This is a genomic window from Aeromonas sp. TECH754 (assembly GCF_056279295.1).
In genome coordinates this window covers 2,277,438-2,290,434 of the sequence record NZ_JBWBRA010000001.1, presented here as the reverse complement: position 1 = coordinate 2,290,434, position 12,997 = coordinate 2,277,438, and the positions used below count along the sequence as shown (strand labels likewise).

15 protein-coding genes and 1 pseudogene are annotated in these 12,997 nt (G+C 59.5%); 8 read left to right on the top strand and 8 right to left on the bottom strand.

The annotated features are described in order from the left end of the window. The first annotated feature begins 167 nt into the window (after positions 1-167). Complete coding sequence (locus tag ACZ9IL_RS10045; RefSeq protein ID WP_476003386.1) at positions 168-968, top strand: alpha/beta fold hydrolase; 801 nt, start codon at positions 168-170, stop codon at positions 966-968. A gap of 95 nt (positions 969-1,063) precedes the next feature. Here the strand turns inward: ACZ9IL_RS10045 and ACZ9IL_RS10040 are convergent, their stop codons facing one another. The 3 genes from ACZ9IL_RS10040 to ACZ9IL_RS10030 form a co-directional block, all read right to left on the bottom strand. After that, the gene (locus ACZ9IL_RS10040; RefSeq protein WP_476005336.1) at positions 1,064-1,819 is read right to left on the bottom strand and encodes a MipA/OmpV family protein; all 756 of its coding nucleotides are present in this window, start codon (positions 1,817-1,819) and stop codon (positions 1,064-1,066) included. Positions 1,820-2,097: 278 nt separating this feature from the next. Then, on the bottom strand, positions 2,098-3,168 hold the full coding sequence (locus ACZ9IL_RS10035; protein ID WP_476003385.1) for an AI-2E family transporter: 1,071 nt from the start codon (positions 3,166-3,168) through the stop codon (positions 2,098-2,100). 87 nt (positions 3,169-3,255) lie between these two features. Further along, complete coding sequence (locus ACZ9IL_RS10030; protein WP_476003384.1) at positions 3,256-3,501, bottom strand: sulfurtransferase TusA family protein; 246 nt, start codon at positions 3,499-3,501, stop codon at positions 3,256-3,258. Positions 3,502-3,630: 129 nt separating this feature from the next. Here ACZ9IL_RS10030 and bepA point away from each other — a divergent pair, with 129 nt between their 5' ends. After that, a complete protein-coding gene (gene bepA / locus ACZ9IL_RS10025; protein ID WP_476003383.1) occupies positions 3,631-5,085 on the top strand; it encodes a beta-barrel assembly-enhancing protease in 1,455 nt (484 codons plus the stop codon). A gap of 133 nt (positions 5,086-5,218) precedes the next feature. Here bepA and ACZ9IL_RS10020 read toward each other — a convergent pair whose 3' ends face one another. Then, positions 5,219-5,698, bottom strand: coding sequence for a TlpA disulfide reductase family protein (locus ACZ9IL_RS10020; RefSeq protein WP_476003382.1), 480 nt, complete (start codon positions 5,696-5,698; stop codon positions 5,219-5,221). A 58-nt stretch (positions 5,699-5,756) separates the two neighbouring features. On the opposite strand from ACZ9IL_RS10020, the gene arsC reads away from it, so the two are divergent. Next, positions 5,757-6,107, top strand: coding sequence for an arsenate reductase (glutaredoxin) (gene arsC / locus ACZ9IL_RS10015; protein ID WP_476003381.1), 351 nt, complete (start codon positions 5,757-5,759; stop codon positions 6,105-6,107). Beyond that, positions 6,104-6,487: a DUF2069 domain-containing protein gene (locus tag ACZ9IL_RS10010; RefSeq protein WP_476003380.1), complete on the top strand. Its 384-nt coding sequence runs from the start codon at positions 6,104-6,106 to the stop codon at positions 6,485-6,487. Before arsC ends, ACZ9IL_RS10010 begins: the two co-directional genes overlap by 4 nt. Before the next feature lie 41 nt (positions 6,488-6,528). Here the strand turns inward: ACZ9IL_RS10010 and ACZ9IL_RS10005 are convergent, their stop codons facing one another. Next, on the bottom strand, positions 6,529-7,134 hold the full coding sequence (locus ACZ9IL_RS10005) for an acyl carrier protein phosphodiesterase (protein WP_476003379.1): 606 nt from the start codon (positions 7,132-7,134) through the stop codon (positions 6,529-6,531). Positions 7,135-7,317: 183 nt separating this feature from the next. On the opposite strand from ACZ9IL_RS10005, the gene iadA reads away from it, so the two are divergent. After that, on the top strand, positions 7,318-8,448 hold the full coding sequence (gene iadA / locus ACZ9IL_RS10000; RefSeq protein ID WP_476005335.1) for a beta-aspartyl-peptidase: 1,131 nt from the start codon (positions 7,318-7,320) through the stop codon (positions 8,446-8,448). A gap of 103 nt (positions 8,449-8,551) precedes the next feature. On the opposite strand, the gene ACZ9IL_RS09995 is transcribed toward iadA, so the two are convergent. Both ACZ9IL_RS09995 and ACZ9IL_RS09990 read right to left on the bottom strand, forming a co-directional pair. Continuing rightward, the gene (locus ACZ9IL_RS09995; RefSeq protein WP_476005397.1) at positions 8,552-8,713 is read right to left on the bottom strand and encodes a hypothetical protein; all 162 of its coding nucleotides are present in this window, start codon (positions 8,711-8,713) and stop codon (positions 8,552-8,554) included. Between the two features lie 272 nt (positions 8,714-8,985). Continuing rightward, a complete protein-coding gene (locus ACZ9IL_RS09990) occupies positions 8,986-9,114 on the bottom strand; it encodes a hypothetical protein (RefSeq protein WP_476003378.1) in 129 nt (42 codons plus the stop codon). Positions 9,115-9,379: 265 nt separating this feature from the next. Here ACZ9IL_RS09990 and ACZ9IL_RS09985 point away from each other — a divergent pair, with 265 nt between their 5' ends. The 3 genes and pseudogenes from ACZ9IL_RS09985 to ACZ9IL_RS09975 all read left to right on the top strand — a co-directional run. Next, positions 9,380-10,366: a hypothetical protein gene (locus ACZ9IL_RS09985; RefSeq protein ID WP_476003377.1), complete on the top strand. Its 987-nt coding sequence runs from the start codon at positions 9,380-9,382 to the stop codon at positions 10,364-10,366. A 180-nt stretch (positions 10,367-10,546) separates the two neighbouring features. After that, positions 10,547-11,101: a lipid-binding SYLF domain-containing protein gene (locus tag ACZ9IL_RS09980; protein ID WP_476003376.1), complete on the top strand. Its 555-nt coding sequence runs from the start codon at positions 10,547-10,549 to the stop codon at positions 11,099-11,101. 39 nt (positions 11,102-11,140) lie between these two features. Further along, positions 11,141-11,464 (top strand): annotated as a pseudogene (locus ACZ9IL_RS09975) (amidohydrolase family protein); the annotation flags it as partial. Positions 11,465-11,567: 103 nt separating this feature from the next. Here ACZ9IL_RS09975 and ACZ9IL_RS09970 read toward each other — a convergent pair. Then, a complete protein-coding gene (locus ACZ9IL_RS09970) occupies positions 11,568-12,470 on the bottom strand; it encodes a LysO family transporter (protein ID WP_476003375.1) in 903 nt (300 codons plus the stop codon). Between the last annotated feature and the right edge of the window lie 527 nt (positions 12,471-12,997).

Genomic DNA, 12,997 nt, shown 5'->3' with positions numbered 1-12,997 from the left:
GCAAGACCGGCTTTTTGTTGCCCGGCATGTGGCTAACGGGCGGTCCATGGCGAGCTAGCGCCGGATCTGGACATGGAAAAAGACCGGTTGCGCCGCGCCATCGCGTCGCTGGAGTCAGGGGCGCTCGTGCTACACTGCCGCCCCCTTTGCCGGCAACAGGAGCAAACATGAAAAAAATGATGGAGATAGCGGGTCGTCAACTGGCCTATCTGGATCAGGGTCAGGGTCCGGTTCTGCTGTTTGGTCACAGCTATCTGTGGGACAGCGCCATGTGGGCGCCGCAGGTTGCCGCGCTCGAGGGGCAGTACCGCTGCATCGTGCCCGAGCTGTGGGGTCACGGTGATTCCGACGTGCTGCCGGCAGGCCCCTGCACCCTGGGGACCCTGGCACGGGATCATCTCGCCCTGCTCGACGCTCTCGGCATCGACGACTTCGTGCTGGTGGGGCTCTCCATCGGCGGCATGTGGGGGGTAGAGCTTGCCCAGCTGGCACCGACACGGTTGAGAGGACTGGTGCTGATGGACAGCTTCGTCGGCTGGGAGCCGCAGATCCCCTGCGAGCGCTACCTCGCCATGCTCGCCACCATGGAGCAGCTCGGCAGCATCCCCGCGCCCATCGTCGAGCAGGTGGCACCGCTGTTCTTCGCCCATCAACCCGATGAGGCCCTGATGGCCGACTTCAAGGTCCGTCTGGCCGCCTGGCCTGTGGACAAGGTAGCCAGCCTGGTGGCGGTGGGACGTGCCTTCGTGAGCCGGGAGGATCGGATGGACTGGCTGGAAGAGATAAGGGTGCCGAGCCTGGTGATGACCGGCTGCGAGGACAAGGCGCGCCCGGTGCTGGAGGGTTACCTGATGGCCGAGACCCTCAGCTGCCCCTTCAAGGAGATCCCGGGTGCTGGCCATATCTCGACCCTGGAGAACCCGGCGTTCGTCAATCAGGCGCTGGCCGAGTTTTTGGCCGGACGCTGAGGCGGGCGGCCAGTTCGAGCCGGGAATCGATAACAAAGAAGGGAGCCTCGGGCTCCCTTCTTGTTGCTGGCATTCCCTGTTATCAGGCCATCCGGCTACCAGATATAACCGACCCCGAACCCGGCGTAGAGCTCGCCATCGTGCTGAACGATGGGGCTGTTGGCGATGTCGTTGTCATAGAGCTCGTAGTTGGCGGCAAACATCCCGATCCAGTGGGGGCTGAAGCGATAGCTGGTGATGATGGCGGCCATGGGGGAGAGGGTGGTGCCGGTGTCCCACTCGGCGCGTTGCGCCGTGGCTTCGGCACCGGAGACGCCGCCGAAGTAGTAGTTCGCCATCTTGTCGCTGCGGATCATCACCCCCATGCCGGGCATGATGAGCAGCTTGTCGCGGATGATGGGGAAGTCGGCCCACAGCAGCAGCTCCTGGCCGTTGCTGGTGCCGGTCACGTCCGTGCTGAGGCGGGTGCTGAGCAGCGCGTAGGGAGTGATGAGGCTGGCGCCTATGCCCCCTTCCAGCTCCCATTCACGCTCCTCCATGCCCGCGAGCTCGGGGGCATCGTCGGGATCCAGGTTGCCGAAGCGCAGCCGGCCATAGCCGTAGGCGGCGAAGTTGTCGTCCTTGTGGAAGTAGTAGCGGGCCCTGTCCCCGAGGAACATGAACTGATCGCCGAAGTAGACGGCGCCGGGTACCACCAGGGCGGTATTGTCCTGGCCCTGGTAGCGGGCATCCCCGCCGATGACGGCGCCGCCGAGCACCAACCCCTTGGGGACCGGGCTGGTCGGGCTGTCCTGCACGAAGACGTCGAGGGAACCGAGATCGATCTCGGCCCGGACGGCGGGGGTGAGCATCAGGGCCAGCAGACAGCCGAGGGGCGCAAGGCGCAAGGCACGAAGAGGGGGCATGGACACATCCTTTTAGTCAGGGGCCGGAGCTGAGGGGGCATAGAATAGTGCTGACGATGCAGTCAGTGAAGCTTGTTTTTATTTTAAATTCAAGTTGATAGCAAGATGGTGGCCGTCCTTTCTGCGCGTTGGGGGACGCTCGGTGCTAAGTGGCTCTGATTGTCATCGAAAGCTGGCCGTACGGATAAGAAAAGAGAGGCCGGAGCCTCTCATCTGTATCGGCATCACGCCGTGGGGCGGGGCTGCTCCTCCCGCTTGGGCCAGGCGTTGAGCACCGCCTTGACCAGGGTCGCCAGGGGGATGGCGAAGAAGACGCCCCAGAAGCCCCACAGGCCGCCAAATACCAGCACGGCGATGATGATGGCGACCGGGTGCAGGTTGACCGCCTCCGAGAACAAGACCGGGACCAGCAGGTTGCCGTCCAGCGCCTGAATGATCAGATAGGCCACCATCAACCAGGCGAAATCGGGAGTCAGCCCCCACTGGAACAGGGCCACCATGGCGACGGGCACGCTGATGGCGACGAAGCCGATGTAGGGCACCAGCACCGAGAAGCCGACCGCCACTGCCAGCAGAACCGAGTAGCGCAGCCCCATCAGGGCGAAGGGCACATAGGTCGCCACCCCGACGATCAGGATCTCGATCACCTTGCCGCGGATGTAGTTGATGATCTGGTCGTTCATCTCCACCCAGACCCGGTTGACCAGGGTGCGGTTGCGCGGCAGAAAGCGGCGCAGGCCTCCCATCAGCACCGTCTTGTCCTTGAGCATGAAGAACACCATCAGTGGCACCAGGATGACGTAGATGAGGATGGCAACCACGTTGACCAGAGAGCTCAGGGAAGCGCTCACCAACTGCTCGCCGCCGGCCAGGATGCGTTGGCGGATGTTGTCGATAATGGTCTCGACCAGGCTGACGTCGATGATCTCGGGGTACTTCTCCGGCAGGGTGCGCACATAGTCCTGGGCATGGTTGAGCATGGAGGGCGCTTCTTTGGCCAGGTTGATGCCCTGATTCACCAGGGTCGGAATAAGCCCCAGGAATGCCATGGTGGTCAGCGCGATAAACAGCAGTAATATCAGGCTGGTCGCCAGGGTACGGGAGAGCCCGGCCCGTTGCAGGCGGCTGACCGGCCACTCCAGCAGATAGGCCATCACCAGGGCCACCAACAGCGGCGCCAGGATGTCGCCAAACAGCCAGAGCACGGCGAAGCAAAATACCAGCAACAGGAACAGGGTGACGGCATCGGGATCGGAAAAACGGGTCTGATACCAGCGCTTCAATACTTCTAACATCAAGGCTTCCTTACATTACTGGGGTCATGTCTGTGCAATGACAGGGCCCCGACGACGGACCGTAAAGAGAGAACGCTGGCATGGGCGTCACGGTGACGACCCGGCCCCGACGACGAGCCGCAAGGAGAGACCGTTGCCGGACTCCTGCAGCAGCACCACCTGATGGCCCTGACGGCGCAGCCAGGCCGGAATGTCCTGTCTGGAGCCGGCATCCCCCAGCAAAACGAGCAGGGATTGACCCGTTTGGGCGCTGCGCAGCCAGAGTTTGAGCCGGATCAGTGGCTCGGGACAACGCCAGGGGGTCAGGTCGAGCCGTTCCCATTGCTGTTCCATAGAGGGAGGAGGGTTCCATCGCGTGGGTGGTCGTCATTATGGCCGCGATGGCACCATGAAACAACGCTTGTGAGCCTTGATGGGCAAGGGTATTCTGCCGAAGCCTTTTCTGATGGAGATAGAGATAACGTGGCACGTTTTTCCCCCTTGATGGCATCACTTCCCTTGCTGGTCTCCATGATGGGCGCCACTTTCCATGCCCAGGCGAACAATCAGCTGCCCGACATCGGCACCGCCGGGGTCGCGGCCCTGCCCATCGAGCAGGAGGTGCGCTATGGCAATGCCTTCATGCGCTTCGCGCGGGCCGGTCTGCCCATCATCGATGACCCCGTATTGAACGAGTACATCGACGATCTGGGTCAGCGACTGCTCACCAACGCCGACGGGGTACGTTTTCCCTTTACCTTCTTCCTCATCAACGATCCCAGCATCAACGCGGCCGCCTTCCTCGGCGGGCGGGTCAAGGTGCACACCGGTCTGTTCCTCTACGCCGACAGCGAGAGCGAGCTGGCCTCGGTACTGGCTCACGAAATCACCCACGTGACCCAGCGCCACATCGCCCGTTACATGGAGGCGCAGGCCAGCAGCTCGGCCATGACCCTGGCGGGTCTGGTGGGTTCCATCGCACTTGCGGTGATCAACCCCACCGCCGGTATCGCCGCCCTGCAGACCACGCTGGGCCTCTCCATGCAGTCAGCCATCAACTACACCCGTGACAACGAATACGAAGCGGATCGGATCGGCATGAAGACGCTCTATGACGCCGGCTTCGATCCCATGGGCATGGCGAACTTCTTCCAGAAGCTGGCGGCGGAGTATCGCTACGCCAGCAAGCCGCCGGAGATGCTGCTCACCCACCCGCTGCCCGAGACCCGGATCAGCGAGGCCCGTGCCCGCGCCAGCAGTTACGGCCAGCGGACTCTGCCCCCCAGCCTCGACTTCTGGCTGGCCAAGGTGCGCATCCAGGTACGCTACGGCACCGAGAGTCCGCAGGCGCTGCTCAGCTACTTCGACAGCCGCTTGCAGAAGGGGGACTATCCCCTCAAAGACGCCGCCCTCTACGGCAAGGCGCTGGTCTTGTTGCAGCTCAAACGCATCGACGAGGCCGACAAGCTGATGCAGGAGCTGGCCACGCGCCATCCCGAAGACTTGTTCATGCTCGATGCCATGACCGATATCGATCTCGCCAAGGGGCGCAATGCCCAGGCCATCTCCCGGCTGGAGCGCTTCCGCATCCGCATGCCGGACAACGAGGTGGTGGTGGTCAACCTTGGCAACGCCTATCTGGAGGGGGGCAACTACAAGAAGTCCATCGCCACCCTGGATCCTTATGCCCGCGAGCATGAAGAGAACAGCCTGGCCTGGAGCCTGCTGGCCGATGCCTATCGCAAGGCGGGCCGGATGACGGACTTGCACATGGCGCGGGCGGAGACCCTGTCTCTGCGCGGTGACTACCAGGCGGCCATCGACGAGTTGATCGTGGCGCGCGGTACCACCAGCGACAAGCTGACCCTGGCCCGCATCGAGGCGAGGATCACCCAGCTGGAGCGTGCCAAGAAGGATCTGGACAGCCTGAAGGGCTAATGGGTCGAGCCGCGATAAGCTGAGACGGGGTGCCATGAGGCACCCCGTCTTGTTTTGGTGGTTTTATGTGCTTTTTTTTGATGTATTTTACAGCGTTAATTGTCGCTAAATGGTGAGACTGCGGCAGCTTGTGCTATTTCGCTCGCATCAGTCGGGCCTTGAGATCGGCGATCTTCTGCTCATCGAGTTCCCCCACCAGGGTCTCCTGCAACTTGCCCCCCCTATCGAGCAGGTAGCTGGTGGGCAGCATTGTCGGCCTGGGGAAGGGGAGGCTGGCCTCATCGTCGGTGATCATCAGGGGCACGGCGATGCCATATTGCCGCGCCAGCGCGTCCAAGTCGGCCGGGGAGGCGGGATCATAGTTGATGGCAAGCACCCCGATCTGCCCTTCCCGGTGCAGCGCCGCCAGCAGCGGCATCTCCCGCAGACAGGGGGCGCACCAGGGGGCGAAGTAGTTGACCAGCAGCGGTTTGCCGCCCAGCTGGTCCAGGCTTATTTGCTTGCCCGCCCCGTCGGTGAAGCTGGGGGCCGGGCTGCAGGCGCCCAGCAGCGTCGCCAACATCAGCCAACAAATTCGTTTCATTTCCATCCCCCTGCTGCTTACCCTGTGCATTCGTTTCCCCTACAATAGCGCCAATTCTTGTCCCATCTTGTTACATCAGGGAGTTACCATGAGCGAGACCCAAATTTACCACAATCCGCGTTGTTCCAAGAGCCGTGAAACCCTGGCCCTGCTGGAGCAACAGGGGATCGCCCCCGAGGTGGTGCTCTATCTGGAACAGGCGCCGAGCGAGACTGAGATCCGCAGCCTGCTGACCATGCTGGGCTTCGCCGATCCGCGCCAGCTGATGCGCACCAAGGACGATCTCTACCGGGAGCTGGGGCTGGCGTCGCAAAGCGGGGACGCGCTGATCAGCGCCATGCATCAGCATCCCAAGCTCATCGAACGCCCCATCGTCATCAAGAACGGCCAGGCCCGCATCGGTCGCCCGCCGGAACTGGTGCTGGAGATCCTCAAGTGAGCACCCGCTTCGCCCGCTTGCTGACCCTGGTCGGCTTCTTCGGCCTGCTGGTCTGGGTCATCCTGTGGCACCTGTGGCTCTCGCCCCACCCGGATCTCAACCCCTGGTTGCTGCCGGTGATCTGGACGGTGCCGCTGCTGTTCCCGCTCAAGGGCATAGTACAGGGCAACCCCTACACCCACGCCTGGGGCAACTTCGTGCTGATGCCCTATTTCCTCCATGCCCTGACCCTGATCACCACGGATGAGGGGGAGCGGTGGCTGGCGGTGGTGGAGTTGGTGTTCACTACGCTCGCCTTCATCGGCACCATCTATTACGCCCGCCTGCGCGGCCGTGAGCTGGGACTCAGCATTCGCAAGAAGAAGGGTGAGGCGCAATAAGCCGGGCCCCATCCTGACAAGACGCCCTGCGGGGCGTTTTTTTATGGCGCCGGCGGCTGGCGTCGCTCGGCCAGCTGTTGCGTACTGAAGGCCATCAGCTCGGGGTAGAAGCGCAGGAAGCCCTGCTCGCTTGCCCGCCAGCCCGGCGCATCCAGGGTCGCGAGCGCCTCTCCCAGCGGCAGCGGGCGGCGCAGGCGATGGCCAATGCCGTTGAGGGCCCGGGTCAGCCCTTCCCGGTTGTGATAAGAGGCGATCCAGTCCTGCTGCGCCATTCGCTTGAGGGGCAGGGGCAGCCCTTCCGGCAGGGCGGCATCGTCTGCCAGCAACCGGCCATAGCTCTCGCGCAGGAAGTGGGGCAGGGAGGGGTCGGCAAATTGCTGCCAATGCAGGCAGAGCCAATGGTCGTAGAGCATGTCCACCAGGATGCCGCCGAAGCGGCGCCAGGGCGGCTCGAACCGTGCGACGGCGGCCCTGTGTTCGGGATGAGCGTCGGTGAAGGCGTCTATCTTGCGGTGCAGCCAGATCCCCTCGTCGAAGGCGGGACCCAGGGCGCTCGGCAGCGGCCCCTTGACGAAGTCTCCCAGCAGGTTGCCGGTGAGGGAGCTCTGGGTGTGGGCGGCTAGGTGCAGGTGAGCCAGATAGTTCATGGGCGTAAAGGTGGGTCAGCAAAGGGGAATTGTTGCTGAGCCTAGCGGATCCGGCCGCCTTTGCCTATGGCGAACGAGGCCACCATCGCTTAGGAAAAGCTTTCACTGCGGCGGCAATGGTGGATAAATGGGGGGATGCCAGTCTCTTTGGTGCCATGAACCGGATTGCGAGGAATAACCATGATGTTGACCCTGATCGAGGGTGCCGAACTCTACTGCCCCAGCTACCTGGGGCAGCAGGATCTGCTGGTGGCCGACGGCCGCATCGCCTGGATAGGCAAGGGGCTGGCCGTGCCCGACGGCTGGCCGGTGGCGCGGGTGGATGGCCGTGGCCGCTACCTGGTGCCCGGCCTGGTGGATCCCCTCGCCCATATCACCGGCGGTGGCGGGGAGGGCGGCTTTGCCTTCCGCACTCCCGAGCTGGCCGCCGGGGAGGCGCTCAAGGCGGGGGTCACCACCCTGGTGGCGGCGCTCGGCACCGACAGTCTGACCCGCACCCCGGCCCAGGTGCTCGGCAAAGTGCGGGAGTTTCGTGCCGCCGGGGTGAGCGCCTTCATGTATACCGGCTCCTATCACCTGCCGGTCAAGACCCTCACCGGCTCGGTAGAGTCGGACATCATCCTGGTCCCGGAAGTGCTGGGGGTGGGAGAGGTCGCCATCAGCGATCACCGATCCAGCGCGCCGACCCATGACGAGCTGGCCCGGCTGGTGAGCGAGGCGCGGGTGGCCGGGCTGCTCGCGGGCAAGAGCGGGGTCAGCTTCTTCCATCTGGGGGATGGCCCTGGGGCGCTGGCGCTGCTGCGGGCCCTGCGCGATGAGACCGATATCCCGCTGCGGCAGCTCTATCCCACCCACTGCAACCGCAACCCCTGGCTGTTTGCCGAGGCCATCGACTGGGGCAAGGCGGGGGGCTGGATCGATCTCACCACCTCGAGCTTCCCCGACTTGCTGGAGGATGGCGAGCGGCTGGCCGCCGATGGACTGGTAGAGCTGCTGGCCGCCGGGGTGCCCGTCGATCGCATCAGCTTCAGCTCGGATGCCAACGCCAGCCTGCCGCGCTTCGATGCCGAGGGGGGCCTGATCGAGATGCGCTGCGGCCAGATCGGGAGCCTGTGGCAGGAGCTGGTTCAGGCCTGCGCCAAGGGGGTGGCGCTGGAGACGGCATTGTCGGTGGTGACCGCCAATCCGGCAAAAGCGCTGGGGCTGGCTGGCAAGGGGAGCATAGGGGTGGGCCAGGATGCGGATCTGCTGCTGATCTCTCCCGATACCCTCGCCATCGCGCGGGTGATGAGTGGTGGTCAGTGGCGCGCTTGACGTCGCCAATCGCAGGGGACAGTCAGATGGCACAAAGGCCGTGACTGCCAGGAACGAAGCAGCCCGACCTCAAGGTCGGGCTGCTTCGTCTGAGAGGCAGTGCTTAGATGGCGAGGAATGCCAGTATCAGGATGGGGCCGAGCAGGCTCAGAATGAAGCCCGAGACGATGGTCACCGGCACCATCTGGATGCCACTTCCAGCTTGAACTCGGCAGTGAATGAGCGACGTTGTTTTGCCATTGAACACTTTAGGTAACGGTGACACCTAAAACGGTGTCCGGGATGATTAGACCACTACACTCGTTCAGCCGCTGTACTGGGCGCGTGAGGATAATACTGTCTTCATCCCGTGGTTGTGCAGCAAGTCACTGAAGAAACGCAATGCCCCCTCGGGGAGCAGGGGCGTGCCACCAGCGCCTGAGTCTGGGTTTTGAACTCATCCCAATGGGACAGCCCACTCCCAGCGAGGCCTTCACTGCCGCTGCATCAAATTGTGTCGAGCGGGGCAACTTGACGTTGAGCTTTACCCCGCTTTGTTCAACGGTCCAGTCCATGCCAGGCGGCCTGGGGCCAGATGTTGAGAGATTGCTGCGGGGGTAACAGATTGCCGAAGTCATGCCAGGGGGGTTGGTCGGTGTAGGCTATGGTCTCGATAAGGTGAGCCATATTCCCTCCCAATGACGTGATATGCGGGGAAAATCCTACGTATTCATGGAGGTGATATATGGCTGTAATTATTTTAAATTACGGCGATTTTAAAAATAGCCAATTAGGATAATGTTTTCACATGCTAAAAGGATAAAAACGGTGGAGAAAGTTCGCTGGTAAATATAACCATAAGAAAATATAACCAAAATGCCAATTGTTAAGAATTGGTGATTCATTTGTTGTTAGTATAGTTGGCCAGTCAATGTTAATAAAGATGAGAAGTATGCATGTTTTGCTTTTTATATTTCTGTTTCTAACCTTATCGATAGCGTCGGCTACTGAGTTATCATCCTCAGATGAGGTAGACCTCAATGAGAGTCGCAAGCAGATCAGAGCTTTGCGCAAAGCTGAGCGGAATGCCACTATCCCGGCAGATGTACGCCCATCTATAACTCGGCCAAGTCAGTCAAACCAGCAGAGGCTGAATCGCAAGTGGGAGCATGCATTACCTTTCTATGCGCAGAAGGCAATTGAGCTTGGATTTGATTTACCTCTACCGTTCTCCTTTTCCATTGTGCCAACTTATATGCAACAGGGGATCGGTTTTTCCGGCTTGAAGCTGGCAATCCCCAGTCGTCCGGATATCGACTTTGACCGTTTAAATCTGGATGAGATCGATTTTGGTCATCCAGAAAGCAATACCCAGACATGGCAACTGAAACTCAGCTCGTGGGTTCTACCGTTTATGCAGGTCGGCGTACATGCCGGGCGTTTTGATGGAAGCTCTGACCTGGAAGTCACCATCCCGGACTCGGTGTTTAATCGTATTAAGCCGGGTATCAAGCCGATTCATTTTTCGCCAGATTTCTCAGGTTGGAATTATGGGGTAAGTACGAATTTTACCGCTGGTTTCGGTCAGTATTTTGGTGTTCTGCCGATCAGCTATACCAGGTCGGAAACTGATGATAAGCGAACCGAAAGTGAAGCTCTCCTGATTAGCCCACGAATTGGTCGTTCATTCCACCTCAACAATCTGGGGTTGATCAGCCCTTTTGTTGGTTTTTCTTATATGAAAGTGAAGGGATTTACGCAGCAGTCTGAGCCGTTTGGATATAATGTCGCTTACAGTATTTCTTCTGAAAACGAAAATGAATGGGCAGGTGTGGTTGGGCTGAACTGGAATCTGGCCCGCCATTATGGCGTAGTGACAGAGTTCAGTGTTGGTCCTGAACGAACCAGCATGGTCATGATGCTGGACTATCGATGGTAGGCAGAGCCATGACGACCAAGATTTATTTATATTGGGCGGAGCTTAGACGGAACAATAATTATAATGTTAGAGGTGTCTAATGGTTATATTGGCCATCGTATGCTGATTATTCAGATTTATGAATCTCAATAGATCTCGTGATATGAAGGTGTCCGTATTTCTGAGTTTTAGTGGGAGGGGATGTTGAAAACAAATCGGTGTGTATTGATTTTTATTATGTTAATGGTTACAGGTTGCAGCCATTTAAATGATGAACAAAAGAGTATAAAGCAGCAGAACATTAATGACATGGCACGCAACACTATTACGCAGTTGCTAGAGCGGGATGAAAGACTCACTAAAGCGTTCGATGAATCGTTAGCTTATATGGTTGTCGACATGAAAGTAACAAAAATTCCTGCTGTTGGAGTAGGTGGCGGCGAGGGGGTGCTTTTCATGAAAGCAGAAAATAAACCCACTTTTTATCGTGTTCAGCGTTTTGATCTGGGCGCTGGTTGGGGGGCTCGTTCCTATAAGGCTTTAGTTTTGGTGTCGTCACAACACATCATTGAAAAATTAAAAGAAGGTCTCTGGGTATTTGATATCGGCGGAGAGGCTTCCGCAGGCACTGCTGCTATGGCAGGCACATCGAGTGACATTATTCCTGAGTACTCTGTACATATCCTATCTGATGGTGGCGTGTCAGCTTCAATAACAGCAAGGGCAATCAGAATCAGTAAAAGTGACCTCAATTGAACCAGAATATAAGCTGAAGGCCCCCTTTAGAGAGGATTACTGCTGGCCGCCGGGGTGCCCACCGATCGCATCAGCTTCAGCTCGGATGCCAACGTCAGCCTGCCGCGCTTCGATGCCGAGGGACGATTGATCGAGATGCGCTGCGGCCAGATAGGGAGCCTGTGGCAGGCGCTGGTGCAGGCCTGCGCCAAGGGGGGGGCGCTGGAGATGGCATTGTCGGTGGTGACCGCCAATCCGGCAAAAGCGCTGGGGCTGGCCGGCAAGGGGAGTATCGGGGTGGGTCAGGATGCGGATCTGCTGCTGATCTCTCCCGATACCCTCGCCATCACGCGGGTGATGAGTGGCGGTCAGTGGCGGGCTTGAGGCCAGCAGTGGCAGAGAATCATCCGGTACTGCAAAGAGGGTCACATCCCGAAACAAAGAAGCCCGACCTTGAGGTCGGGCTTCTTTGTTTGAGAGGTGATGCTTAGATGGCCAGGAAGCCCAGGATCAGGATGGGGCCGAGCAGGCTTAGAATGAAGCCCGAGACGATGGCCACCGGCACCACCTGGATGCCGCCGGACTTCTGGATCACCGGCAGGGTGAAGTCCAGTGCGGTGGCACCGCCGTAGCCGATGGCGGCGGAGGGATGACGGCGCATCAGCATCGGAATGATCATGATGGCGATGAGCTCGCGCCCCAGATCGTTGATGAAGGCCGCGGAGCCAAGCACCGGCCCCAGCTTGTCCGCCACCAGGATGCCGGAGAGGGAATACCAGCCGAAGCTGGAGGCCAGCGCCAGGGCGTGGTTCCAGGGCATGCCCAGCCATTGGGCCGCCAGCAGGCTGCCGAGCCAGCTGCTCAGGATCACCGTGAGGGCTATTTTCATGCCCCAGGGGTTGAGCAGGATCTGGCGCAGCCGCATGCCGGAGTTGCGCATCTGGATGCCGATCAGCAACAGCAGCAGCATCAGCGCCCATTCGCTCAACTTGTCGATGGGCAGGGCGCTCAGGTTGACCAGCAGCCCCAGACCGACCCCGGCCAGCACCACGAAGCAGAGCTGCAGGGACTCCCACAGCATGTGCAGCTTGTTCGGCTGTTTGGCATCGATGGCCTCGTGGGTCGGCGGGCTGCGCTTGTCCAGCCACCAGAGTGCCAGCAGGTTACAGGCCGTGATGGCGCCGAGCATGATGGCCGCCACCTCGAAGATCACCGTCAGGTTGCTGCCGAGGTTCTCCACATAGGCCAGACCCAGCCCCATCAGGAACAGGATGAGGTAGACCATCTTGCCGAGAGACTGATTGACCAGCTTGATGAGCCGCTGGGAGGAGAGGGGGATCAGATAGCCGATACCTAGCGGCAGCAGGATCAGCAACACATTCAGCAACATTGGGGCCTCGATCACAAAACTGGGAAAAATGGCACCTTATCACGAGTTGTTGCGCAAGTGTCACATATCCGCGGCCATGATATGGCTCACGCGGGCCTTTTTTATCATATTGTTATGTTTTTCTGATGGTGGCCCGTCTTGGTAAACCTCCGGTAAAGGGCGATCATCATCAGCAAAATCAATTTCATTCACAAAAACTGACCGGCTGACTCGACAGAAAAGGATGAATAAAGTCGTTTTGGACGACATCCGGCATGGATGACTGAATTTTCTTGCTACCACTGCGTTCTGGGTATAAAAATGCGGTATCTCAGGGGCGTCTGAAATCGGGTTTTATGCAGACAAAGTGCTGAAAAATACCGATGAGACCAATAAAAATACAGATAAAACACCAAATACCTCGGTTCTGTATTGTTTTTTAACTACCTGAATGATATTTTCGCTGAAGGTTGCCATCGGTTAACGTTTTGTTAAAAGGACGATGGTTGAGTCACGCCCCAGCGGCGTCTAGGGACAGACAAGGTTGT

Bases quoted from the DNA above. Each gene is read 5' to 3' on its own strand.
- ACZ9IL_RS10045 (WP_476003386.1), top strand. From the start codon at position 168: ATGAAAAAAATGATGGAGATAGCGGGTCGTCAACTGGCCTATCTGGAT.
- ACZ9IL_RS10040 (WP_476005336.1), bottom strand. From the start codon at position 1,819: ATGCTCACCCCCGCCGTCCGGGCCGAGATCGATCTCGGTTCCCTCGAC.
- ACZ9IL_RS10035 (WP_476003385.1), bottom strand. From the start codon at position 3,168: ATGTTAGAAGTATTGAAGCGCTGGTATCAGACCCGTTTTTCCGATCCC.
- ACZ9IL_RS10030 (WP_476003384.1), bottom strand. From the start codon at position 3,501: ATGGAACAGCAATGGGAACGGCTCGACCTGACCCCCTGGCGTTGTCCC.
- ACZ9IL_RS10020 (WP_476003382.1), bottom strand. From the start codon at position 5,698: ATGCACAGGGTAAGCAGCAGGGGGATGGAAATGAAACGAATTTGTTGG.
- arsC (WP_476003381.1), top strand. From the start codon at position 5,757: ATGAGCGAGACCCAAATTTACCACAATCCGCGTTGTTCCAAGAGCCGT.
- ACZ9IL_RS10005 (WP_476003379.1), bottom strand. From the start codon at position 7,134: ATGAACTATCTGGCTCACCTGCACCTAGCCGCCCACACCCAGAGCTCC.
- iadA (WP_476005335.1), top strand. From the start codon at position 7,318: ATGTTGACCCTGATCGAGGGTGCCGAACTCTACTGCCCCAGCTACCTG.
- ACZ9IL_RS09990 (WP_476003378.1), bottom strand. From the start codon at position 9,114: ATGGCTCACCTTATCGAGACCATAGCCTACACCGACCAACCCCCCTGG.
- ACZ9IL_RS09985 (WP_476003377.1), top strand. From the start codon at position 9,380: ATGCATGTTTTGCTTTTTATATTTCTGTTTCTAACCTTATCGATAGCG.
- ACZ9IL_RS09980 (WP_476003376.1), top strand. From the start codon at position 10,547: ATGTTGAAAACAAATCGGTGTGTATTGATTTTTATTATGTTAATGGTT.
- ACZ9IL_RS09970 (WP_476003375.1), bottom strand. From the start codon at position 12,470: ATGTTGCTGAATGTGTTGCTGATCCTGCTGCCGCTAGGTATCGGCTAT.